This window comes from Chitinophaga sp. 10T418 (assembly GCF_056394125.1).
Genome location: NZ_JBFTHG010000002.1, coordinates 276459 through 300323, shown reverse-complemented (window position 1 = coordinate 300323; position 23865 = coordinate 276459). Strand labels below are relative to the sequence as shown.

Genomic DNA, 23865 nt, shown 5'->3' with positions numbered 1-23865 from the left:
AGTATGATAAGAATATACATAATAGCATCCTGGTTGAATGTACTCCTATGGTCTTTGATAGGCTTGTTTACTATTGGGAGTATTGTTTTAAGCAGTAATGTGCTGGTGATTAACCTTACTGTTGGAACCGTATTTTTATTAATCGCGGCCTTGTTTTTTTTAAAGGCTTTTTTTCTCGTAAAAGGTGTAAGAAATGGAGAAATAAGTAGTAAAGGAGGGACATCTTTTTCAAAATATTTGATGAGCGATTTAATATTGACAGCAGGAACGATATTATTTTCATCGATCGTTTTTTCTGGTGTTTTGCACAGAATATTTCTGGAAGGCCATCCTATATTTGGATAGTATACAGATGGGGAAAATAATAAAGGTGCCGGCAAACTATTGCCGGCACCTTTATTATAAGAGATCTATCGTTTGAAATAAATATCAGGCTTATTTTAACTTATCAGCAACATTCCACACTTTCAGATCCCGGATGCTTCCTTTGAAAGCATGAACAGTATCTCCTATATTTTGTAAGGGAAAAAACAAGGTTTGTACCTTTGTCATGGAGTCTTTTGTGCCGGCAAAACTGATCCGCTGTGCATTCAGACTTTGCAGCAGTTTACCATCTACGTACAGACGTGTACCTTTATGGTCGCCGCTGATGGCTAACGTTGTCCATTTGCCTGCAGGCACTACGTAATCAAATACATAGTCATATCCTTCTCTCGAAAAGCCCAGTTTCCCGGTTTGTTGCTGCTTCAGTTTAACAGTGGATCCCGGGGAGCTAAACAGGGTGGCGTTCGGATCGTTATTCATATCTGGTTTAATGGTAAATGCAACTGTATAATTATATCCGATTTCCTGCACAGGTGTTTGAGCGAAGCTCTTGCCGCCATTCAGTTGCAGGCCATCTTTTCTGTTACCGGAATGAACGGTTTTAACGATATGCCTTTTATTGCCTGAACGATCTTTGTTGTTACCCTTGCGTAAGTCGTAGTATAATACAAGGTCAGTTTCACCAGCTACTTTCCCTCGCATGTTGGCGCCCGGACCTTCTCCGATAGCGGAAGCTTTTTGGGCAAAAACATCATACTGCTGTGTAGTATCCGTGCCACGCCACATTTTCTGAGATAATACCTGCATCGCGGGGAATACCCTGTCATGCACATCTTTTTCCGTAATGCCATTACCTACCACATCATTCCAAACGGCAAAAGAGCCTCCTTTGATCTGTGGGTCCTGATCCTTGAAGCGTACATCGCCCACCTGGACAGGTTCCCATTTCTTGTAAAGCATGGGCAGGTTGAGATAGTCATAATAATAGCCTGCAGCAGGAACAATATAGAGCCAGCCATCCGGAGTAGAGATGATATCATATCCTGCTTTTTTCATTTCCACAGGATCAGCATAGCCATTGTACCAAACGTTCATGGTAACATCTTTCACTTTTACCGGCGTGTTGCCTTTGGCATGAGTAAGGGCGCCCCATAGTCTTGCTTTTTTGCCGTAGTGTTCTACCAGTCGTATGTAGTGATCCGTAAAAACACGAAACTGTTCTGCGGAAGATTTATCATATTCATCGGTGCCTATGTGGACTTCCGGACCAGAGAAAACAGGATCGGGTCCTTCCAGGTATTCCATGAAAACACTGTCAATGACCTGGTAAGTAACCGGGTTATCGAGGTCCAGATGGTCCATGCCAAATTTTTTGCTGCCTATTTCCGGACGAAAATGAGTGAACGCGAGCGAATGTGCCGGCACATCAATTTCAGGTACTATGTTCACGCCATAGGAGGTAGCCAGTGCCTGCAGCTCTCTGAACTCCTGTTTGGTATAGGATCCGTCCTTTGCGGTCAGGTTGGGATAAGYATCACTTTGCAGGCGGAAGGCTGCATAGGTGCTATCCCAGTTCTTCCCGAAGTGTTTATAAAAGCCGTTGTCATTAAGGTGTATATGAAAATCATTCATTTTATAGTAAGCCATCAGCTTCACATATTGGCGCAGGAAATCAAGGCTGAAAAACTTCCGGCCATCATCCAGCACAAATCCGCGGATTGAATAGCGGGGATAATCTTTGGTGGTGCCGGAGGGGAAATGAAGGTGCTGTTTGTCCTGTTCCAACACCTGTAAAAGTGTCCGGGTACCCCAGAACAACCCGCGCGTATGCAAGGCAGAAATATGGAGAGATGTGGGGTTTGCTGTCAGCAAATATCCTTCCTGGCCAAGTGCTGTATCGGTAGCATGCAGACTGAGGAAAATATCTCCTGTGGCAGGAACACCTGTCTTTATCGGGAATGGAGCATTGCTGGTGAGCAGTTGCAGATCTTTTTGAAGAATTTTTGCAGTAGCAAGCAACTGACTGGCGGAGGTTTCTTCAATTACAATAGCCGTTGATGATTGAAGCGTGAACTGTCCATAACCGCCTTTCCATTCCTGCAGGTTGGGAATCACAAAGGGCACCGGGTTGGCTGCTCCTGACTGAGCACTGAGTATAAACGTCCTGCAAATACAGGCGGCAATGAGGAAGTATTTTTTCATATGTTCTTTTGATACTGATGATGCTTCGTTGGGAATTTTTGTTGGGTGGTGTAAATCACTGTTCACTTAAATATACAAAGAACATAAAAGTCAGCGAGAAATTCACCTCCACTCCAAAAAAACAATCAGGTTGTTGAAATATCCCTGCAGGTGGCTGTGCCTGACAAAGAAATGGCCCGCCATAGCCTGCCGGGGAAATAATACCGGTGCCAGCCTGGCGGGCCTTATTTGAATAACCTGACTGCAAATTATTGCAGGTAGGGATAATGAAAAAAATGGTTGATCAGGCATGACTACCTGGTTACCTTTTCCAGCTCATCAAGTGTCCATAGCTGATCTCTGCCGGTTACTTCTGACCGGATTTTCCGGACATCATCTACTTCTACTATCGGCGATTTACCCTTGTCGTATTTTCCGAAGTTGTAGCGTACATAACTTAAAATGGAAGCTACCCATTCATCGGTATTGGAAGCGCCGAATGGAGCCATTACATCGGTAAATGATTTGCCATCAATAGGACCTGATAAGCCATTGAGCAATATTTTAGTCATCAGCGCTTTGTCGCCGTTGACACGATTGGAACCTACAAATGGTGGTGCGGCTGCGCTGCCGCCACCAACGATGATGCCTTTACCGTCCGGCCCGTGGCAGGTAGAGCAGAGTTGTTTATAGATATTGGCACCATTGAGGATCAGGTTACGATGTGCTGCCGGCATATTTGCAAGACGACTGCCAAATAGTTTGGTATTGGCATTTACTTCTGCGCTGTGGGCTGCACTGATTAACATGTTCGGATAAGCAGAGGCATTTATCATGGCCTTTTGTATGGTCATGGCTCCGGGAGATTTAGTGCTGGCCAGTGAGAGTACCAGCTGCACCTGTACGGCAGCGGAAGGATCATTTTGCAGGGCTGCTATATGATTGCGTACTTCTTCATCATCTTTCTTTAAAAAAGATTCGCTGATCCATACAGCCGCTTTTCTTACCTCCGCGGCGCTATCTTTCATCGCCGAGAACAAAGTTTCTTTATCTATAGCATTTAGCCCTTCAAGGGTCCACAGTGCATGAATACGCGCCAGGGCACCGGTGTTTTTTCCAACGCTAGCGTGCTTTCCGATGGCAATGGTTTTAAGTTCAGGGACAACGGAGAGATCACCATTGGCGATGATTTCTTTTTGTGCATTTTCCCTCCACCAGCCGTTGGGATGGTCGAGACAGGCAATCAGTTTATTAGCCGGCGCGTCAAGTAACTGTGGCTTTTCATCGACCTTGTAATTATCATGTACCAGCCGGTAGATGCGACCGCGTCCGATATTTTTCTCCAGTCCTTTTTGCAGAATGCGGGGGCGTAGGAAACTGCCTTCCGCTGTCCAGGTAGCTTCCTGGATAATTCCATGGTACATGTCTACGATATAGAGGCAACCATCAGGACCGGTAGCTGTATTTACAGGCCGGAAGTTCATGTCATAGGAAGTGATAAATTCCTGGTGACCTTCATAGGCATTTTTCAGGATCGTTTTACCACCTTCATCTGTTATTTTTGCACGCCTGATTAAGCGGCCAACTGGTTCGCAGATTAAAAGATCTCCCTTCAGGTCGGCCGGTAATGCGTCTCCTCTGTAAACGGATTGTCCACAGGCAGCGGTGAAGTGATTAAGGGTGGTATCTGCACGCAGACGTTTTAATCCACCCTGCACATCCGGGGTGGCAATGATAGGCCATACTGCGAGAAAGTCTTCATTGTATTGATCCTGGAAATTCAGGGAGCCATATGCCGGATTAATCTGAAATCCCAGCGCCGGGATCTCCGCGCCTGCAGCTGAAAAGAACAGACGTCCATAGTCATCGTTACCAAGTCCCCATTGCCCGCCCGGTGAATTTGTCAGGGTATCCGGAACCAGCTTGCCTTTAGTATAACGGTATCTTACCGGGTCACAGCTCACATATATCCAGTTATCCAGGTTCCATACCAATCCGCTTTTCTGGTGTTCCAGGTTACGGGTATCCGGTCTGTTATTTTTGTAAACCAGTTCTTTGCTGTCTGCTATACCATCTCCGTTTGTATCCGTATAACTCCAGATGTTGTAGGTAAAAGTTTCATTTACCAACAGCTTGTGGCCAATGCAAAGCATCATACGGGGTAACACAAGACTGTCGATGAAAATACTGCTTTTATCCATCGTCCCGTCTCCGTTGGTATCTTCCAGCATGGAAATACGACAGATAGGCTGCTGCTGGCCGGTGCCATTGATGTCCTGCATGTAGGTCCGCATTTCCGCTACATACATACGACCGTTACCGTCCCATACAATAGCTACCGGCTCCTTGATCATAGGCTCACTGGCTACCAATTGTAGGTGATAACCGGTGGGAACCTGTATGGATTGCAGGCTTTCTTTAGGTGATTTATAAGCAGGAGAGGGAGATGGGTTCACCAGGATATTCCCGGCTGCATCCCGTTTAATACGGGTACTTTTTTCAGCCACCTTGCATTGATAAATAAAAAGACTGAAACCAGATAGCGCAGCTATCACCCATATTTTCTTTTTCATGGTAGCTGAACTTTATTTGGCTTTTAAAGAGAGTATATAGGTCACCATTTTTTTTACATCTTCATGCTGGAGTGCCGGATGAGGAGTCATCGGAACACCTCCCCAGTTGCCTGAACCACCCTTGATAATTTTAGAAGACAACAGTTCGAGGTTGGCATCTGTATATGGATATTTTTTCGCTACATCTGAATAGGCAGGTCCCACAAGCTTTGTATCTGTTTTGTGACAGGCAAGACAATCAGATTTGCTCAGCAATTGTTTGCCCTCGTCAATATCCTGTTGCCTGATAACCGGGGCTGTCTGCTGCTTTGATTTTGTGATGGGCGCTTTCTTTACAGGCGCTGTTTTTGCACCGGATGATTTAGTTTGCGCATTTACATGCAAGTTACCGATGATGGAGATCAGTAAAACAGGAAGAACTAATTGTTTCATATTCTAATAAGTAATTATAAGGTGCGTTCCCGTGATGGAGAAGTAAAATTCCTGGCATCTATTAGAGTATACCCGGGTATTTCTTCATGTATATTTATCCGGATGTAAATATCTTCTACGTGTGCATAGTATTCAACCAGAAAACTGACTATAGCTGATGCTTTATTTGCTGATGTTAAGAGGATTCATTTTTCAGCGCTTCATGGTACTGTTAATAAACAAGGAAGGCCACGGGAGAGTCGTGGCCTTCTTTGTTTATTATGTCCGGCTTCTTATCTTAGGGAGCATTAGCCAGTAGGTAGTGCTGCAGCCTTTACATTCCGCCGTATAGCTGGATTTCCTTCACAGCTACTTTACTGGTTTCCGGTTGGATACCGGTAATCACGTAGCGTACATATCTTGCTGCCGGCGCCTGAAACAATGCCACCTTATAATCCTGTCCGGATACCCGCTCTGGTTTTTTCACCTCCACCCAGTCGTTGCCATCAACAGATACCGCGATACTATAGGTATACCAGTCGCTATCCTTTCCCCATACAATACGGCTACCGCTGAGGGTAGCTGTTTTTTTGAGGTCGATGGTAATGTTGACGGGGAGATTTCCCGCGCTGGCCGCCCAGCCTGTGGCGGTATTACCATCTATCATGGTTTGGATGTTTTCCTGGTTGTGGCCGGGTTGAACAGCAATGGATTTATCCACCAGTTTAATTTCCGGCAGTTTTTGGCCGGATGCGGCGCTGTCTGTATAGTAGGCCGCCGGAGTTGTTTTGTTTTCGTTTATCCATTGGGGATGGGTGCCGTCAATTACATATATACCGGAAGAAGCTATTGTTTTAATGAGCCGGTTAGCCGGGGTTAATCCCGGGCTGTTTACACTGATCCTGATATTGCCTGGCGTTGTTGAATGGCGGATAATACCGTAGGCAATACCTCCTTCCGTTTGTTGCAGCGCAATACCTGCTGCAGGGATGTTGCCGCCTGTCAGTGTGGCTTCGCCCGATACATTCATCCGGATGAGAAAAGATTGCCCGGGTATTTTGTTGGAAACGAGGGTGCCGTTCCGGTCGCATACTTTCACGTAAAAAGGTGTCATAGAGGAGCCATCGGCAAGGAATGAAGTATGGTGCTCCGGGATCTCAATTTCCAGGTGGTGAGGAACACCAGGCGTTTTTACCACATGTGTGCAAACAGCTTTTCCGTTGATGATGCCCACGGCTTTTAACGTTCCCGTTTCATATTTGCCGGTATGGAAAACAAAGTACGGGCTGCCACCTTTTGCCGCTACAAAAGGAGCGGTGGTGGCGTTTTGGGCCCTTGTTATTTCGCCGCATAGCTGGTTATTTCTATAAAGTTGTACAGCATCGCAATTGGAGAACACCATAATGGCGCTATCCAAGGCGGGTTGGTTATTATAGCTGCCAATGTATACCATAGGTCCGTAAGTGGGATTGCGGGCATCCTGCATAGCTTTGAGCTGGTAATAACTGAACTTTTCATATCGGTCAAGATCCGTTACGCCGCTAAATGCTGTAACCGGATCAGCCCCGCGGGTGTAGTCGTTATAACTCCATACAAAGTATCCGCCTATTCTCGGATTGGCATCCAGTCCGCCATGGTCCCAATAGCCGCCAAGCGCTTCTGATGTTTCTCCATTCAATGCGTTTTGTCTTAAAATACATTGATTGATCAATCCTTTCTCCGTGTACATTCTGCTGGCACGCAGGCTGTTTTCTTTTTCGGCGTCTGCCATCCAGCTATCGCCCCATTCGCGGGTAAGGAAGGGGCGGGAGGGCATAGGGTCGGTACCATCTTCATTTACCACTTTATAGGAAACATTGTAATGACTTTTGCTGCGCGAATTGTAATCATCTGCTACAAAGAGCTGGTTGCCGGGCATTTCTTCCTGTGCCGTCTTTACCGCTTGTTGCATCCATGTTTCAGGGGTAGGCGATTCGTTGAGGGAAGTTTCCCAGAGAAAAACGGAAGGATGGTTGCGGTCTCGGCGGATCATCTCCCTGATATCCCGGAAGGTGTTGGCGGTGAATAAAGAATCTTTAGAGAAGAATTGCCACCCGGGCTGGCATTCAATGACCAGCAAACCTGTTTTGTCGCAGGCATCCAGGAAGGCAGGTGACTGCGGATAGTGGGCGGCGCGCACCGCATTGAATCCTCCTTTTTTCAGTTGCAGGGCATCAAGATACTGCATGTTATCTGCGGCTGCATCACCTATGTATTCATACGCCTGATGCCTGTTGGCGCCACGCAGATATAATTTTTCCCCATTGATATAGCATCCGTCAGTACCAAAAGAAATGTTTCGTATACCCGTATAGGTGACCAGGCTGTCAACAGGTACATTGTCTTTATAAACAACAGATACCAGGTGATACAAATAAGGATGATCCGGATGCCATAATTGAGGATGATCTACTGTCAGGGATTGTTGTATATCCGTATCCGTCTGCCCGGAAATATGCTGACTGCTGCGGGCGGTTGCTACGGCCATTCCACTACTGTCCACCAGGGTGGTGCTAAGCACTGTATTTACCGGGTTGGGGGTCGCATTAACAATATTGGTTTTTATATTAACGGAAGCAGTGTTTTTGTTAGCGGTGGGGTAGGTGATAAATACGCCACCACCGGCTATTTTGTTGGCTTCCAGTGGATGAGAGATAAATATTTTTTCAGTAACGATCAGGGAAACATTTCTATAGATGCCACCAAAATAATTGAAATCTAATTTCGACTGTGGTTTTCCCGGTGGTATCTGTGGGTTGTCGGTATTGGTGACCTTTACCGCCAGTAGATTGTCTTTATCAAAAGACACCAGCCCGCTGATGTCAATGACAAAGCCCATGTACCCGCCGGTATGCGTAGCTATTTTTTTACCGTTGAGATATACTGCTGCTGTTGTTTGCACGCCATCAAAACAAATGGTGATTCGTTTATCACGGTAGGAGGAAGGGAGCCTGAAATATCTTCTGTACCAGCCAATACCCTGGTAAACGGTATTACCGCCGTTATGTTTTTTTTCGATGCGCATTACGTGCGGAATACTGATGCCGGCCCAGCTCTTGTCGTTGAATATTATTCTTTCTCCACCGTTTACATCGCCTCTTTGGAAGGCCCAGTTGGTATTGAAGTTTAAAACCGTTCTTGTTTGTTGGGCATATAAACTGAAGGGGAGTAGCCAATATATCAACTGGAGGAAAAGATAGGAGCGGCATTTTAATAATGGCATGTGGACACTTTTTTAAGATAAAAAATCCCGCTCATTTTTCAATTCGCGGGATTTTTCAAGAGTTAAAGTAGTATTAATTAGTAACCGGCATTTTGTGTCAGGTTCTTGTTGATATCTCTTTCCTTTTGTGGTACAGGCCACAGGTAATCCCTGTTATCCAGGAAGGTGCGTTGCTCGACTTTAACGTGTTCTCCGCTAAGTGTAAGTTTGCCATTGGCAGGATCTACGGTACCTAATTTTGTGCCATATACGGTGCCTGATCTAACGGCGCTGCCTATTTTCCAGCGTTGTACATCGTACCAGCGCAGTCCTTCCAATGCCAGTTCCACTCTGCGTTCACGTCTTACCAGCGTACGCATTTTGTCCTGGGTATTGTACAGGGTCCTGTTTACCACCGGCATGCCGGCGCGGGTTCTGATGGCATCCAGTGCATCATATACGGAATTGTCGATTACACCAGACTCAATTTGTGCTTCCGCATAGGTGAGCAGTACTTCCGCATAACGTATCACAATCATATTCAGCCCGGTATTCCACATATCGGTGAAGTCGGACAGGTGAGATGTGAATTTTTTGGGAATGTAACCTGTTTTGGAATTGTTATCGCCGTTATAGTAATCGCCGGAGCTGCTTTCTATGGAGTTATAGTAAGCACCTTCATACAATTGACCGGGACAAACGATGGTGGCCGTTAAGCGTGGATCCCTGTTGTTGTATGGATCATTTTCATTGTAGCCGGAGGTAGGATCGTCGATGGTTTTACCTGTTTTGGTTTCGTAGGCATCTACCAGTGCCTGGGTAGGATCGAGTGAGCCCCAGCCACCAAAGGAAGACGATGGCATGACACCGATATCTGAATTGGCGTAATCATTTTCCTTGTATTGCACATCCAGGATAACCTCTTTGTTATTTTCATTTTGAATACGGAAAAGGTCCTGGTAGTTGCCAAACAGTTCGTAACCTAAGCCCATTACTTTTTTGCAATCTGCAATACAGTCTGCATAATTTTTATCGTACAATTCTATTCTGGCTTTCAGGGAGAGGGCGGCGCCTTGTGTAATACGGCCTACTTCGCTGCCCGTGTAGCTTACCGGTAATACGGCAGCGATAGCAGCCAGCTCGTCTTTTACAAACTTGCGTATCTCGGTAGCGGGTGTTCTCGAAAGGGTATTGGCTACGTCCGTAGTAACGGTATTTTTAACGAAAGGTATGTCCCCATAAAGTTGGGTCATGGTAAAATATTGGTAAGCTCTCAGGAAACGGGCTTCACTTTTATACCTTTCCTTTAATGTACCGTCCATGGGTGTGTTATCTATATTTTCCAGGAACCAGTTGCATTTCTGGATGGTAGTATAACTCCAGCGGCTGGAAGCATTGGTATTGGCGGGTGTAATAGCACCACTGCCATAATCTGTATAGCCTTCCCAGGGGTATTGGCTGTACATATTATCACTTGCTGCATCCATATAGAGTAAGGCATAATCGCCTTCCCAATCTTTATAGCAACCATTCAGGGCAGCCAGTGCATCTGACTGGGACGTCCATAAAGAGGAGTTGCCGTAAGCAAACGGTGGTTTTCTATCCAGAAAATCTTTTTGACAGGCGGACTGCAGTAAGCCTGTAGCGAGTATTATATATAGAATGTTTCTTTTCATGATGTTAAGTACTTTTCGTTAAAAACTAACATTTACACCAAACGTGTGCACTTTTACCTGTGGGTAGTAATAAATACTGCTTGAAATGGACGCTTCCGGATCTACCCATTTGTACAGGTGATCAAACGTGAGGATATTTTGTCCACTGTAGTAAAAACGTACTTTACTAAGTCCGGCTTTCTTCACAATGCGACCCGGCAAGGTGTATCCTATCTGCAGATTTTTGAGGCGCAGATAAGAGCCGTCTTTTACCCAGAAAGAGGAAGGCGTACCACTGGGGTCATTTTCTTTATTGTTATACCAGATGCGCGGGAGAGCTGCACTGGTATTATCTGGCGCCCAGGTATCCAGCAGTGCAGAAGTAGGTTTACCCGCAGAAGAACTTACACTGCCCAGTTTACCCGCATCGATATAGTTTTTTACGCCAGTAGCTCCCTGCAGGAAAATGGCGATGTCAAAGTTTTTCCAGGCGCCGCCCAGGTTAATACCAAAAGTTACTTTTGGGAAATAATTACCGAGATATACTTTATCGGCCGTGTTAATGGTATCATTACCATCCTTATCCTTGTACCGGATATCACYCGCGGATGTTTTGTTGGTCTGGTAAGGAGATTTTTTCACCTCATCTGCTGATTGGAAAATACCATCCGCTTCATATCCATATAACGAATACAGAGGATGGCCTACCTGTTGGTACGTATAGCCATCAATTTTGGCGCCGGCGTTATGGCGGTCTGTTATTTCATTGTTGATGAAAGCGGCGTTAATAGCTGCGTTGTATTTAAAGTCCCCTTTAGTATCATTATAGCTGAGGGAGAATTCCCAACCCTTGTTTAGCATAGCGCCTGCATTCTGTACAGAAGGCTTCAGTCCATATGGTGCGCCCACCTCTACTGGCAGAAGGATAGCATTGGTAACCTTACGGAAATAATCGGCTGTAAAATTTAATTTTCCGTCTAAGAAACCCGCGTCCAGACCCACACTGGTTTCAGTGGTGGATTCCCATAAGAGATCCGCGTTAGCACCATTAATAGGCGCTATACCTGGGGCGATAGTAGCACCGGTACCGCCAAATGTATAGTTCTGGCCACCATTCACCTGCAACAAATAAGGATAATAGGGAAAGCCGGGGTTGTTGGCATCATCCAGCCCCACCACGATTTGGTTACCCAGTTGACCCCAGGAACCTCTTAGTTTGAGGTAAGACACATACTTCTTTAAAGACTCAAAGAAATTTTCCCGGTCTATATTCCAACCGGCGGAAAAGGAAGGATATGCTCCCCATCTGTGGTTAGCGGCGAAACGGGAAGAACCATCGTAACGGAGATTGGCTTCAAATAAGTATTTACCGTCGTAATCATAATTTAACCTACCGAAATAAGAGCGGAGTGCTAATTCATAAGAATATCCGCTGGCCTTCTGTCCATCCGTAGAGGCCAGGTTTACATCGGTGAGCAGGTTGTTGAGGAAGCCTTTGCGGTAACCATCATCAAAAGAGTATTTGGTCAGTTCCTGTGAGAAGCCACCCAGTATCTTGAAATTGTGTTTCTGAATGGATTTGGTATAATCAAGTAATGCCTGCTGAGTAACAGTGTTACCAAAGGAGTTTTCATCTGTTACAGAGTTGGGACCCTGGTAAAAGGTAGGTTTCCCGTTAGCATCGTAGTACTGTTGGTCGGCAATAAATTTCTTATTGTGTTTTATTTTCATCACGTAGGAAAGTGATGGCTTGAAATGAAGACCGTTGATGATTTCCCAATCTGCGCCTACATTCCCAATCAGGTCGTAGTTATTGTATTTGTTTTGACTGTTTCCTTCCAGCCATGCCATAGGACTACCATCTGCAATGTATCCAAAATAGCCATTGGCGTATTTGTATGGGATGGTGGGAGAAATGCGGTTGATCTGTCTTACAATCTGTGTAAAATCACCGGTATAAGGATTACTCGGTTCTATTTGGTTGCTGTTGGTAAAAGCAATATTGGCATTTACCTTTACCCTGTCAGTAACTTCAGAGGTGATATTCAGTCTGCTGGTATAACGTTTGGCATTTGTTTCTTTCACGATACCATTCTCGTCAAACAAACCGAGGGAGAAAGCGTACTGTGTTTTCTCGCTGCCGCCGGATACGCCCAGGTAGTGGTTTTGCTGCAAGCCACTGCCTTTATAGAACAGGCCGAGCCAGTCGGTATTCGGATATTTGTAAGGATCAGAACCATCTTTGAATTTCTGAATTTCCTGATCTGTCCAGCGTACAGGTTTTCCTTCATTCACGAGGGCTTTGTTATACAGGGTAGCTGCCTGCCAGGAAGGTAAGAAATCTGGTAAGCCGGTAGCTTTTTGTTTGCCTACATATGCATTATAACTCACCTGCGGTTTTCCTTTTGAACCTTGTTTGGTAGTGATGAGCACCACACCATTGGCGGCACGGGAGCCATAGATAGAGGAGGACGCAGCATCTTTCAGCACTGACATCGTAGCAATATCATCAGGATTGATATTATTCAGGTTGTTCAGGTTGGTGATGACTCCATCGATTACAATAATCGGATCGGAGTTATTCATGGTACCGATACCTCTGATGCGGATCCTTGCGGCATCACTGCCTGGTTGTCCGCTGTTGGCAGCCGTAACAGTTACACCTGGCATGGTCCCCTGCAGGGCATTACTCAGATTGGTTACCGGCCTGTTGGTGAGTTGCTCGGAGGTGATGGAGGTAACAGCACCAGTCAGATTGGCTTTCTTCTGGATGCCATAACCTACTACTATAAATTGTTTTAATGCGCTTACATCCGGAACAAGCGAAATATTGAATTGTTTTTTGCCGGCAATAGGAATTTCCTGGGTAACATATCCCAGGCTGCTGATCACCAATACGGCATTTTCAGGTACGTCTTTCAGTTGGAAAGTACCGTCCGGGCTGGAAACGGCTCCTTTCTGGGTGCCTTTAACCACCACAGAAGCGCCGGGAATGGGGGCTCCGGTATCGTCCGTAATTTTCCCTGTAATGATGGCAGGTGGCGGCGCCACTGGCTGGGGAGCTGCCGGTTTTTCATTTTTGGTAATGAAGATGGTGTTGCCCTGGATTTCAAAACTCAGCGGTTGCTGTACCAGCACCATTTCCATGGCCGCCTGCGGCGACGCATTTTTGAGGTCAACCGAAACAGGCTTACTGTTTTTCAGGTCCTCTTTATCATAGAAGAAAACATACCCTGTTTGCTCTTTTATAGCATTGAGTACTTTCTGAAGACTCACCGCTTTGGCGGAGTAGGTGACCGTTTGTGCGCTGCTGCTGGCACTTACCTGTAAGGTGGCCACGAGTAGCATGATAGAAGTTAGTCTCATCACTAACAAAATTTTGGTTGAGAGCTCCGCAAACTTCCAATATTTGCGGGTACCGGAATTACAAATAGCCTTAAGTTGCATACTTTTGCAATGTTTGGTTGAATTAATAAATAAAGTTTACCGACTTGTTTGTTGATGAAATTGAACTATAACCGGGGTAGGACGCCAATCTTAATCCCCGGTTTTTTATTCAATATGCGTGGAAAGCCACTTCTGACAGTTTCAGGTGGTTCATTGTTCTAAATGTTTCATTGTTCATAACTATGGCTGGATAACAATCCGGTTGCCATTTTCAATTCTATATCTGATCCTTGTTTTAGATAATCCTTTTAATACCTGCGACAGGGTGAGGTTTCTGCCTATTTCTCCGCTGAATACCCGTTGAGGGATATCTCCTTCATATTTTACTTCCACATTGTACCAGCGCGAAAGCTGGCGCATAACAGTAGGAAGGTCTGCATCATTGAAATTGAAGAAGCCTTCTTTCCACGCCAGCACCTGCGACAGATCTACATGATCCACTATCTGTATGGCCTGGCCACTAGCGTTTACCCTCGCCTGCTGTCCTGGTTTAAGCGTTTGTTGTTGCTGCTGCGCGATGATCTTTACAGCTCCTTCCTGTAAGGTGGTATTGGTACTGGCTTCGTCTTTATACGCATTAATATTAAAATGTGTGCCCAGCACTTCTATCGTTGTATTGTTAGCCTTCACCACGAAGGGCATTGTTTCATTTTTGGCTACTTCAAAGTAGGCTTCCCCGGTAATGGTTACCCTTCTTTCGTGTCCGGTAAATGCAGTAGGGTAGTAGATGGAAGAACCTGCATTTAGCCATACGGACGTGCCATCCGGTAAAATAAGTTTGTATTGCCCGCCCAGTGGGGTGCTCATGGTATTATATAATACCTTATCCGCAGCAACTCCTGATTCATTATAAGCCAGTTGACCGTTACTCAGTTTGGTGATACGGGTATTCCCCTGTTGGGCCAACACGCCGTTGCCGGCGCTGTCGAGTGGTATCTGGGAACCGTCAGACAGGGTGAGCATAGCCCGGTTACCGCCAGGTGCAACGTCCCTTACAGGTGGAGCGCTTACTATTGCTGTCGGATGTGTGGCAGTTGATAAACGATAATAATAAGTACCGGATATGATAAACAGGCCACAGGCGGCAGCCCACCAGTAGCGTTGCAGGAAATGCACCCGCTTTTTAGCCGGCTCCTGCAGCACGAATTTATCTGAATCCAGTATTTCTTTTACGATTGATTGCCAGTAGGGACGGTCATATTCCGCATCCGTGGCGGCCGCTGATGGCCCGGTGGCGTGAAATGCGTCAAGCTGCCGCACCACTTCGCCAGACTCATCATCATGGATGAACTGTAACAGTTCTTTGTACTCTGCCTGCGTGGCTCGCAGTTGCTGTACCTGTTCTAATAGATATTTAAGTCTTTCTGGCGTGGACAACAAGTGAAATTTAGAGTCTTTTGAATTTAGTTGATATCATGGGAGATCTCCTTATTGAGAAGCCCCCTGCTATATACGTACGGCAACTAAACAAATAGTACCTATCCGATTAAAAAAAAATTAATAAAAAAATAAAATGTCCCATCCAAGCAGGATGAGCGGGAGCATAACACCTTTACTGATGAGGTATTCCCGGATGGATTTCAGGGAACGGACCAGTGAGTTTTTGACGGTTTGCGGTGACAGTTGGAGCTGATCCGCGATGGTGGCAATTTTTAGTCCCTTCTCCCTGCTGAGCAGGTAGATCTTTTGTGCCTGTGGTGGTAACTGGCGAATGGCTTGTTTTACCAGTTGGGATGTTTCGGAAAAAGCAATATTTTCTTCTGTGAGATTGGATTGGTCGCTGCTTTCCCTTATAATGCTCTGGCTGGCCTTATTCCGGACTTCCTGTTTTTGTAACCAACTGTAACAGCGGTGGTACACCATCTTGAAAATCCAGCTATGTGGAATCAGTACATCTGTCAGCTTTTCCCGGCCAAGCCATATGCCCAGGAATATTTCCTGTATAATATCTTTCTCTGGTCCCTCTACCTGTATTACACGTGCAATCACAGGTGTAATCTTTGGTACATACAAATGAAACAATATTTCAAATGCAGTTTCGTCCCCCTGAGCTATTTGGTGGAAAAGTGCAATTTCATCTATTGAATCATTATTCATTCCGTTAAATCCTGCTCTCTTTTTTAAGATCATCCAATCCGGCAAATCTAAAAATAAAATGCTTGAATGACCTGTTGTTATTGGTAAAGATGCAGTTGCAAGGTACAAAAAAACAAATTGCTTCATGGAGCGCTCAATAAAGTTCCAACGCCTGCGACCAGCGCAGGCGTTTTTAATGGAGGCAGATCAGTTATTTATCGCCTGAACCAGTTGAAATCTGCATGACCGCCGGCTGCACGGGTATTGAAATTAAACAATGCAAACCTGTTGGCCGTCCAGTCCAGTCCCAATCCCATTTTTAATTCGTTTCCAATCGGGATAAAGTCTTTGCCATTGGTACTATAGGCAAAAGTGGCCACAAATCCCTTCTCTCTGGCATAAGACTTAAACCAGACCCTGTTGCTTTTTAAATGAGCTACAGCTATAATGCTGTCATTGTTTGCCATGATTATTCTTTTCCTGCCGTTGGTTTGCTGAACAGCTACATAGGCATAGGGAAGCTGGAATATGCCTAAACCGGCGATATCTCCATCTTTCATTCCCTGTACGTCCATTTCCACCGTTCCTTCTGAATATGGGCCTTCTACGCGTTGCGTTAAGGTGTTGATAGCCTGCTGCCATTTGGACGCTTTGCCAGCTTTTAAACGAAGATAGCCGGGGTGTTCTGTCAGCGACCATTTACTGTTATCCGGGTTATGATTCCATTGCCATTGCAGGGCCAATACGGGGGAATTGAATTCATCAGAACTGGCAGGCACCCTGATTGGGCTGGTTATACCAATTACAGGTTTAGGGAATGTATCTACTCCCATCCCGTTTTTACCCAGCATGGGCCAGCCATCTTCCCAGGTAACCGGTTCAAGATTCGGCACCCGCCCTATGGGGCCACGATCCTGCATAATAATAAACCACCAGGAGCCATCTTTTAATTGTACCATACCACCCTGATGCAATCCATTGCCAGGATAGGTATGATCATCATGTATTACTACTATCGATTCATAGGGACCGTAGATGCTGTCTGAGCGTAAACACACTTCGCGACCCCTTGTGCCGCCGGTAGAGCCAAGTATATAATATTTATTATTGATTTTATAAAGATGTGATCCTTCAAGATAAGGGAAGCCGGGATTGTCGTAAATTTTTCGCTGCGGAACTTTTACGGACTTCGCATCGCTATTTAATTCAGTGATATAAAGTGTTTGTTGCCCATGTGCCACATACACTTTCCCATTATCATCAAAAAAGAGTCCCGGATCATACAGGTACTCAGGGAAGATGGTTCTTGTCCATGGTCCGCTTATACTTTTAGCTGTACAAATAGAAAAATGCCCTTCTTTTCCTTCCATCTTCGGGGTGCAGAAGCCTACATAGAAGGTGCTGTCATGATGGCGGATGGTGGCTGCCCAGGAACCACTGAGGTACATATCTCCCCCTTTCATATCATAACGGGCGTCTTCATCATACCTGGATACGGCATATCCGGCCATTTCCCAGTTTACCAGATCCCGGGAAACAGCAATGGGGCAGCCTGGTACATAATGCATGCTGGTAGAAATAAAATAGAATTTATCATCTACCCGGATAATGTCCGGATCGGGCCAGTCGCCCCACATGAGCGGATTCTTAAAATGGCCGTTACCCAAATCTGGTGTCCAGCTTTTATTAGTTTGTGAGAAGGCGGTAGTGAACCACAGTAGAAGTGTAGATAATAATAAAGTCCCTTTCATTGATCACTGTATTTGTTTTTCGCGTAACGTTATTTTTTGAGTGTGGCGCTGCCTTTCATAAGCAGTGCGATTTTACATCTCATTGGGGATGCAATCATGCTGGAAGGTAGCGAAGCTACAGATATTTTTTAATAACACTGATTTACCTGGCATAAGAAACACTATACTTCATGTATAAAATAGTATAAAATATATTATAGGGAGCGCGTTGGCAGTAAACTGGAAAATAAAGATAGCATCGATCATATCCAACGTAATAGTAAGCATGTTTTTGGTGATAGCGTGGCGCTTGAATTATTTATGCTGTTCAAAAGCATACGAAGGTCAATAGATAATATTTTCCAGACTACAGTTAATTTGACTTATTCAGATGTTATTTTGATAATAGCGATTCTTTTTTGTGTAAAGTAGCACGCTTAATGATCACTTATATGAAACCCGGATATTAAGAAAAGCGGAGAAGCAATCAGTCTGGTGTATTCCGAAAAATGAATTTTACTTCAAAGTGAAAGTATGAATGGAGCGGTGTACATCATATACATTTTGTAGACTACATTGTTTGTGATTTAGTCTGCGCGATTTTGCTGTTCCTGTAAAAATTATCCTATTGATAAATCAATTTTTTCCCTTTAACTCAGTAAGAAAATGAAGAGTGGTGGCTGACCATTTTGTAATACAGGATAATATAAATACGATCTGATGATTTTATTTTATTTCAAACATTGCGTTTGCATAAAAAAATATTCGGGGCAAAATAACATTATTAAAAATCAAAGCAGTTGTTGTTTAAAAAAATATATCGCGTGATCTTCGTCAACGAGATTTGCCTCAGAATTATCGAGGATATTATTGTCACGATTTGTCAACCTATTCAGTTATGAAAAGAAAAGTAGAACCACTCCGGTGGCTCTTAGGTATCTTATGCCTACTGCTGACTACGCAGGTTTCATTTGCACAAAACCAGATCAGAATTACAGGAAAAGTTATTGACTCAAAAGACAGGGCGGCGCTGGGAGGAGCCACTATTACCCTTGTTGACAGCAAAAAAAATGCAATAGCTGACAAGGAAGGACTGTTTGAAATAACAGTGCCTGAAGGTAGCCGTCTGCGGGTTACAATAGTAGGCTATGAACCTGTTACTGTAAGTGCCCGGAACAATCTCACTATCCCGATGAACACATCATCCGAAACACTCAATGACGTAGTGGTGGTGGGATATGGTACACAGAAAAAAGAATTGTTAACTGCTTCGATAGGAACCGTAAAATTTGATGCAGTAAAGCGTAATATACCGACTCAACAACTGGGTAATCTTTTAGCAGGTCAGATCGCAGGTGTGAACGTTGCCAGCCCGAAGGGAATACCAGGAAACGATCCGGGCATTTCTATCCGTCAAAGGACCACCTGGGATAAGAATAAACAGGATATTCTGTATGTAATTGATGGAAGAATTGCAGGTAGTGATGATTTTAACCGCTTATCGCCCAATGAGGTGGATAACATCACCGTGCTGAAAGATGCAGCTTCTACTGCAGTATATGGTTCAAGAGCGGCTGCGGGGGTTATTGTGGTGACAACACGCAGAGGGAAATCCGGTAAAGCAACCATTGAATATTCTTTTCAGACGGGCGTTGACAAAAGAACCAGGAATAGTGATTTGATGAGTGCAGTGCAGTATTTTGAATTTCAGAACCGGATAACACCCAATTCATATAGCCAAACTGTTATTGATAAGTTTAAAACAATTAATGATGGTTGGGGATACGATCAATTAGCTGCTGTATGGCATGACCCGTCTACTACTACGCATAATTTAAGTATCACCGGAGGAACAGATAAAATACAATACTTCATTGGCGGTTCAATGAGTAATCAGCAGCTGTTCATAAAAAATCTGAAATGGCAAAATTACAACGTAAGAGCCAATATTAAGGCCCAGATTGCGCAGGGGTTGACGGCGGAAGCGCTCTTATCACTCAATAATAATATTAAAAATTTCCCTTCTGATAATGATTACGATGGTGATGTGTATGCTAAGCTAAGGGTATGGCAGCCATATCAACCTGTTTGGACAACTGACGGTCATCCCATTGACTATGGTTGGATTCAGAATATGGGTGCACAGGCAAGGGGTGATAACGGGTATAAGACTTCTTCTTCCGTTAAGCCGGTGGCCAACTTAAAGCTTAACTACCAGATTCCAGGTGTCAAAGGGCTTAGCGTAGCGAGCCAGTTTAGTAAATCGTTTTCCAACCAACGGGAGAAGGCATTTGTTAAGCAATATGATATGTGGATGATGAAAACAACTGACCAATATATCATCAGTACAGATCCTAAAGATTTTGTAGGGTTCAAAAAATCTTTTCATACCAACAAGTTGTCTGAACGATATGAGTGGAGTACTGACTATCAGTTGAACTTACAGGTAAATTATGAAAATACCTTTAAGGACGTGCACCATGTAAAAGCATGGCTGATCTATGAACGCACTGGCAACGATGGTTCCTGGATGAAAGGTACAAGGGAGCGGTTCCCTGTATATGTCAGTGATCAATGGGGCTTTACAAGTGGCGACAGAGTGGATTCTTATGTGGAAGGCAACACCGAACAACCCTCCGGAAGAAAATCGTATATCGGGCAGTTTTTTTACGATTATGACAGCAAATACCTGGCTTCCTTTGCTTTTCGTTATGATGGGTCCATGCAGTTTGCGCCCGATAAACGTTGGGGCCTCTTTCCATCCGGCTCATTGGGTTGGATTGTTTCAAAGGAAAACTTTTTCAGGTCAAACAAAATTGATATGCTCAAGCTAAGGTTATCTGMCGGCTTAGTGGGTAACGATGGCGTAGGAGGATGGCAATGGCAGGAAGCATACAAGCAGGGCGAAAGCGCATTTTTCGGAACAGGAGGTGCAACTGGTGTAGGCATCAAGTACGGCTCACTGGTAAATCCTGATTTAACCTGGGAAAAAACCTTGAATTATAATGCAGGAATTGATGTTAACTTTTTAAAACATTTCAATGCCTCGCTGGAATATTTCTTTACAAAAACCTATGACATCCTCGGAGCCCGTATTCAGACAGTACCTCCTACATTTAGCAGACCACTACCTTCTTCCAATTACGGAGAAATAAGAGCACAAGGAGCGGAGTTGAGCATAGGGTATACGGGACAAACGGGAAGTGTCAATTATCATATCAATGCGATAGCTTCTTATAGCAATGCAATTACTAAAATCAGGGATCAGAATCTTACCCATCCATATGATGACGTGCTCAATAAAAGCACTAGCAATATCGTCACCCGCGTAGCTGAAAAGATAATCAGAACGCAGGCCGACCTCGATGCCTGGAATGCAGCCAATCCCAATTATACTTATTATGGCTACAAAGCAGCGCTTGGCCAACTGGTATATAAGGATATTAACGGCCCTAATGGCAAACAGGATGGCATTATAGACGATTGGGATGCGATTGAATGGAAGAAGAATAACAACCCAATTGCCGTGGGATTAAATTTTGGYGCATCCTGGAAAGGGCTGAGTCTTGATGTCAGCTTTAATGGTAATTTAAATTATTACCAGTCTATCAGACCCATGGCACAAAATGTGGAATGGAACCGGAACTGGGTGAAATGGTCTACCGATAGCTGGACGCCTCAGAACCCCAATTCCTCCTTACCGCTTCGTTACTCCTCTAACGATGGCACAAACAAGGTAACCTCGGATCCAAGTACATTCTGGTGGAGAAAAAGTAGTTGGGTGAGGTGCAAGTATATATCACTTGGTTATTCACTTCCTCAGAACTGGGTAAATAAAGCTGGTCTCGCCGGTGCACGCACTTTCTTCAACGCTTCCAATCCGTTTATCATCAGCAAATTTAACAAGTTGTATTACGATCCTGAAATTGGTGGACCCAACAGCTTCCCCATTATGCGCACATTCAACTTTGGGGTAAGTGTGACCTATTAATTCAACTTGTTTTAAAATTAAAAACTACATTGTTATGAATAGTAAAATTCGTTTCTCCACATACGGCGCTGGATTGTTGTCGGTCATACTGATATTGTTTAGTCAGGCTTGTAAAAAGGGATTGGATTATGAAAATAAGGATGCCATTGTTCCGGATAAAGTCTGGACTGATGCCAATATGATAAGTGCTTACCTCAATGATATTTATGGCAAATTAATGCCCGGATGGCCGGAGAGTGGAAATGATAGTGATGAAGGGATGCATGGAGATGGTCATAATCTTGGCGAAAACCAACGGGGGATTACTACGGTGGAGAATACCCATATGGATTTAAACTATGAGTATATCGACAGGATTAATTACTTCCTGGATAAAATGGGCACCGTATCTAATACGGTAGTCAACGAATCATTGAACAAACGTTATGTAGCAGAAGCCAAATTCTGGCGGGCATGGACCTATTGGAATATGGTGAAACAGGTAGGTGGCATACCGCTGATATTGCATGTTCAGGACCCGTCTGACCTTTCGGAATTATTTGTTCCCCGCAGTAAAACGACTGAATGTGTGGCGCAGATAGTGAAAGACCTGGATGAGGCTATTGCTGTTTTGCCCGCAGTATACGCTGATGCTGGTAAAGATTATGGAAGAATAACCAAAATTGCCGCCATGGCTTTCAAAGGCCAGGTGCTGTTATGGTATGCCAGCCCCTTGTTTAATCCCTCTAACGATAAAGCCCGCTGGCAGGCAGCATACGATGCTAATAAAGCCGCAAAAGACGCGGGCATTGCTGCCGGTTACGGATTATTTGAGAATTACAAGAACATCTGGTACCAGGAGCGGAACAAAGAGGTGATTATGGTGAACCAATTCTTCTATCCCGGGCATCCTGTAGATTTGACTGGCCTGAAAGCAGGTGGCTATAACCATAACCAACCTTATCTTCCTATGCTGCTCGGTTTCCCAAAACGTGACGGATCTCCTATGGACATGGATGTTAGCAGGTTGTCTGATCCCGCTTACAACAGCCAGTTTTTAAAGGATTTTTATCTGAACCGTGACCCCCGTTTTTACGCGACCGTATTTTTTGGAGGAGTACCTTATGTGTGCCCTGATCAAAACGCTGATACCTATCGGAAGGGAGAAACCTATTGGTGTGTGTATCGCCATATTTCCGGCAATTCAACCGAAAGGGCCAGTTACAAGAGTGTATTGGTAACCGATTTTAACAGATCAGGTATACCCGGTTTTTTAGGTTTTTACGATAAGAAAGGATTAGATACAACGGTAGCAGATGAAAACAGCGCGAAAGGACAAACCGATTGGCCCGAAATACGCTTTGCTGAAGTATTGATGAACTACGGTGAATGTGCCAATGAATTAGGTCAAACTTCCGAAGCATTGGATGTATTGCATCAGATTCGTCAGAGGGCAGGTATTTTGCCAGGTAACGCTGGTACCTATGGTATTACTGCTGCAACGAAAGCAGAAATACAGCGTGCTTTTATGGCAGAACGATTTATTGAGTTTGCATTTGAGGGAAAACGTTCCGGCGATTTAAGACGCTGGAAAAGATATGATCTCCTGAATACAATGGGCACGCGTCAATCCATTTATATAGTGCTGCAACCAGATAAAAAAGTAGCCAGCAATGAACTTATTCTCAACGATACCACCAGGGCGAAGTTTTATGCCGCATATATTGCCAGCGTGGATGGAGACGTTAATCATAAATTCAACTACAATTTAACACACTGGTTCTCGGCATTAAATCCAGGCCAGATTTCACAATCGAAAAACGTATTACAACAAAATATCGAATGGGGTGGAGGCTTTGATCCGCTGCAGTAAATAGTTAAAAATAAATCACGTAAAAAGAGGCCGGTTGTGTTTACCGGCCTCTTTTTTTTATTGTAGTGAGAATAACTCCTTCGTTCCCGGCTTGTTCCTGAAGCCGGAACGAAGGAGCTGTATTGAGGGATCTTTTACTTACCTGTTTTTAATATAATTAAGATGCCTGCATCAAAAAATATTGCGGATGCAGGTCATGACTATTTTTATAGGGATAAAATAACATGTAAGCCGGCAAATATTGATGTTGATTTTTCGGGATGACAAGAGGATCTTTGTCTTTTAAGTGAAAGGGAAGCGAATGAGTGCTCAAACGTGTCCCTTCTCTTCTATTCTTCATAGATAGAAGGTATCTTATACTAAAGGGGTTTCAATTTTTGTACA

12 protein-coding genes are annotated in these 23865 nt (G+C 44.4%); 3 read left to right on the top strand and 9 right to left on the bottom strand.

All coding sequences use genetic code 11. The features are described from left to right. Nucleotides 1-3 precede the first annotated feature (3 nt). Nucleotides 4-345 (top strand): hypothetical protein, encoded by a 342-nt coding sequence (locus tag AC1DCV_RS05525; protein ID WP_477022237.1) that lies wholly within the window; start codon nucleotides 4-6, stop codon nucleotides 343-345. Between the two features lie 90 nt (nucleotides 346-435). Here the strand turns inward: AC1DCV_RS05525 and AC1DCV_RS05520 are convergent, their stop codons facing one another. The 9 genes from AC1DCV_RS05520 to AC1DCV_RS05480 all read right to left on the bottom strand — a co-directional run bounded on the left by AC1DCV_RS05520 (nucleotide 436) and on the right by AC1DCV_RS05480 (nucleotide 17659). Continuing rightward, on the bottom strand, nucleotides 436-2526 hold the full coding sequence (locus tag AC1DCV_RS05520) for a family 20 glycosylhydrolase (protein ID WP_477022236.1): 2091 nt from the start codon (nucleotides 2524-2526) through the stop codon (nucleotides 436-438). 293 nt (nucleotides 2527-2819) lie between these two features. Continuing rightward, nucleotides 2820-5078, bottom strand: a complete 2259-nt coding sequence (locus AC1DCV_RS05515) for a DUF7133 domain-containing protein (RefSeq protein WP_477022235.1) — start codon at nucleotides 5076-5078, stop codon at nucleotides 2820-2822. A gap of 12 nt (nucleotides 5079-5090) precedes the next feature. Continuing rightward, entirely contained in the window at nucleotides 5091-5510 is a 420-nt protein-coding gene (locus AC1DCV_RS05510; protein ID WP_477022234.1) for a c-type cytochrome, read from the bottom strand. Nucleotides 5511-5823: 313 nt separating this feature from the next. Next, a complete protein-coding gene (locus AC1DCV_RS05505; RefSeq protein WP_477022233.1) occupies nucleotides 5824-8751 on the bottom strand; it encodes a glycoside hydrolase family 2 protein in 2928 nt (975 codons plus the stop codon). Nucleotides 8752-8828: 77 nt separating this feature from the next. Next, on the bottom strand, nucleotides 8829-10406 hold the full coding sequence (locus AC1DCV_RS05500) for a RagB/SusD family nutrient uptake outer membrane protein (protein ID WP_477022232.1): 1578 nt from the start codon (nucleotides 10404-10406) through the stop codon (nucleotides 8829-8831). An 18-nt stretch (nucleotides 10407-10424) separates the two neighbouring features. Further along, on the bottom strand, nucleotides 10425-13751 hold the full coding sequence (locus AC1DCV_RS05495; RefSeq protein WP_477022231.1) for a TonB-dependent receptor: 3327 nt from the start codon (nucleotides 13749-13751) through the stop codon (nucleotides 10425-10427). A gap of 261 nt (nucleotides 13752-14012) precedes the next feature. Further along, nucleotides 14013-15209, bottom strand: a complete 1197-nt coding sequence (locus tag AC1DCV_RS05490; RefSeq protein WP_477022230.1) for a FecR family protein — start codon at nucleotides 15207-15209, stop codon at nucleotides 14013-14015. Between the two features lie 120 nt (nucleotides 15210-15329). After that, nucleotides 15330-15929, bottom strand: coding sequence for an RNA polymerase sigma factor (locus tag AC1DCV_RS05485; protein WP_477022229.1), 600 nt, complete (start codon nucleotides 15927-15929; stop codon nucleotides 15330-15332). A 194-nt stretch (nucleotides 15930-16123) separates the two neighbouring features. Next, the gene (locus AC1DCV_RS05480) at nucleotides 16124-17659 is read right to left on the bottom strand and encodes a glycoside hydrolase family 43 protein (protein ID WP_477022228.1); all 1536 of its coding nucleotides are present in this window, start codon (nucleotides 17657-17659) and stop codon (nucleotides 16124-16126) included. An 877-nt stretch (nucleotides 17660-18536) separates the two neighbouring features. On the opposite strand from AC1DCV_RS05480, the gene AC1DCV_RS05475 reads away from it, so the two are divergent. Both AC1DCV_RS05475 and AC1DCV_RS05470 read left to right on the top strand, forming a co-directional pair. Next, the gene (locus AC1DCV_RS05475) at nucleotides 18537-21629 is read left to right on the top strand and encodes a SusC/RagA family TonB-linked outer membrane protein (RefSeq protein ID WP_477022227.1); all 3093 of its coding nucleotides are present in this window, start codon (nucleotides 18537-18539) and stop codon (nucleotides 21627-21629) included. A gap of 34 nt (nucleotides 21630-21663) precedes the next feature. Continuing rightward, nucleotides 21664-23481, top strand: coding sequence for a RagB/SusD family nutrient uptake outer membrane protein (locus AC1DCV_RS05470; protein ID WP_477022226.1), 1818 nt, complete (start codon nucleotides 21664-21666; stop codon nucleotides 23479-23481). The last annotated feature ends 384 nt before the right edge of the window (nucleotides 23482-23865 follow it).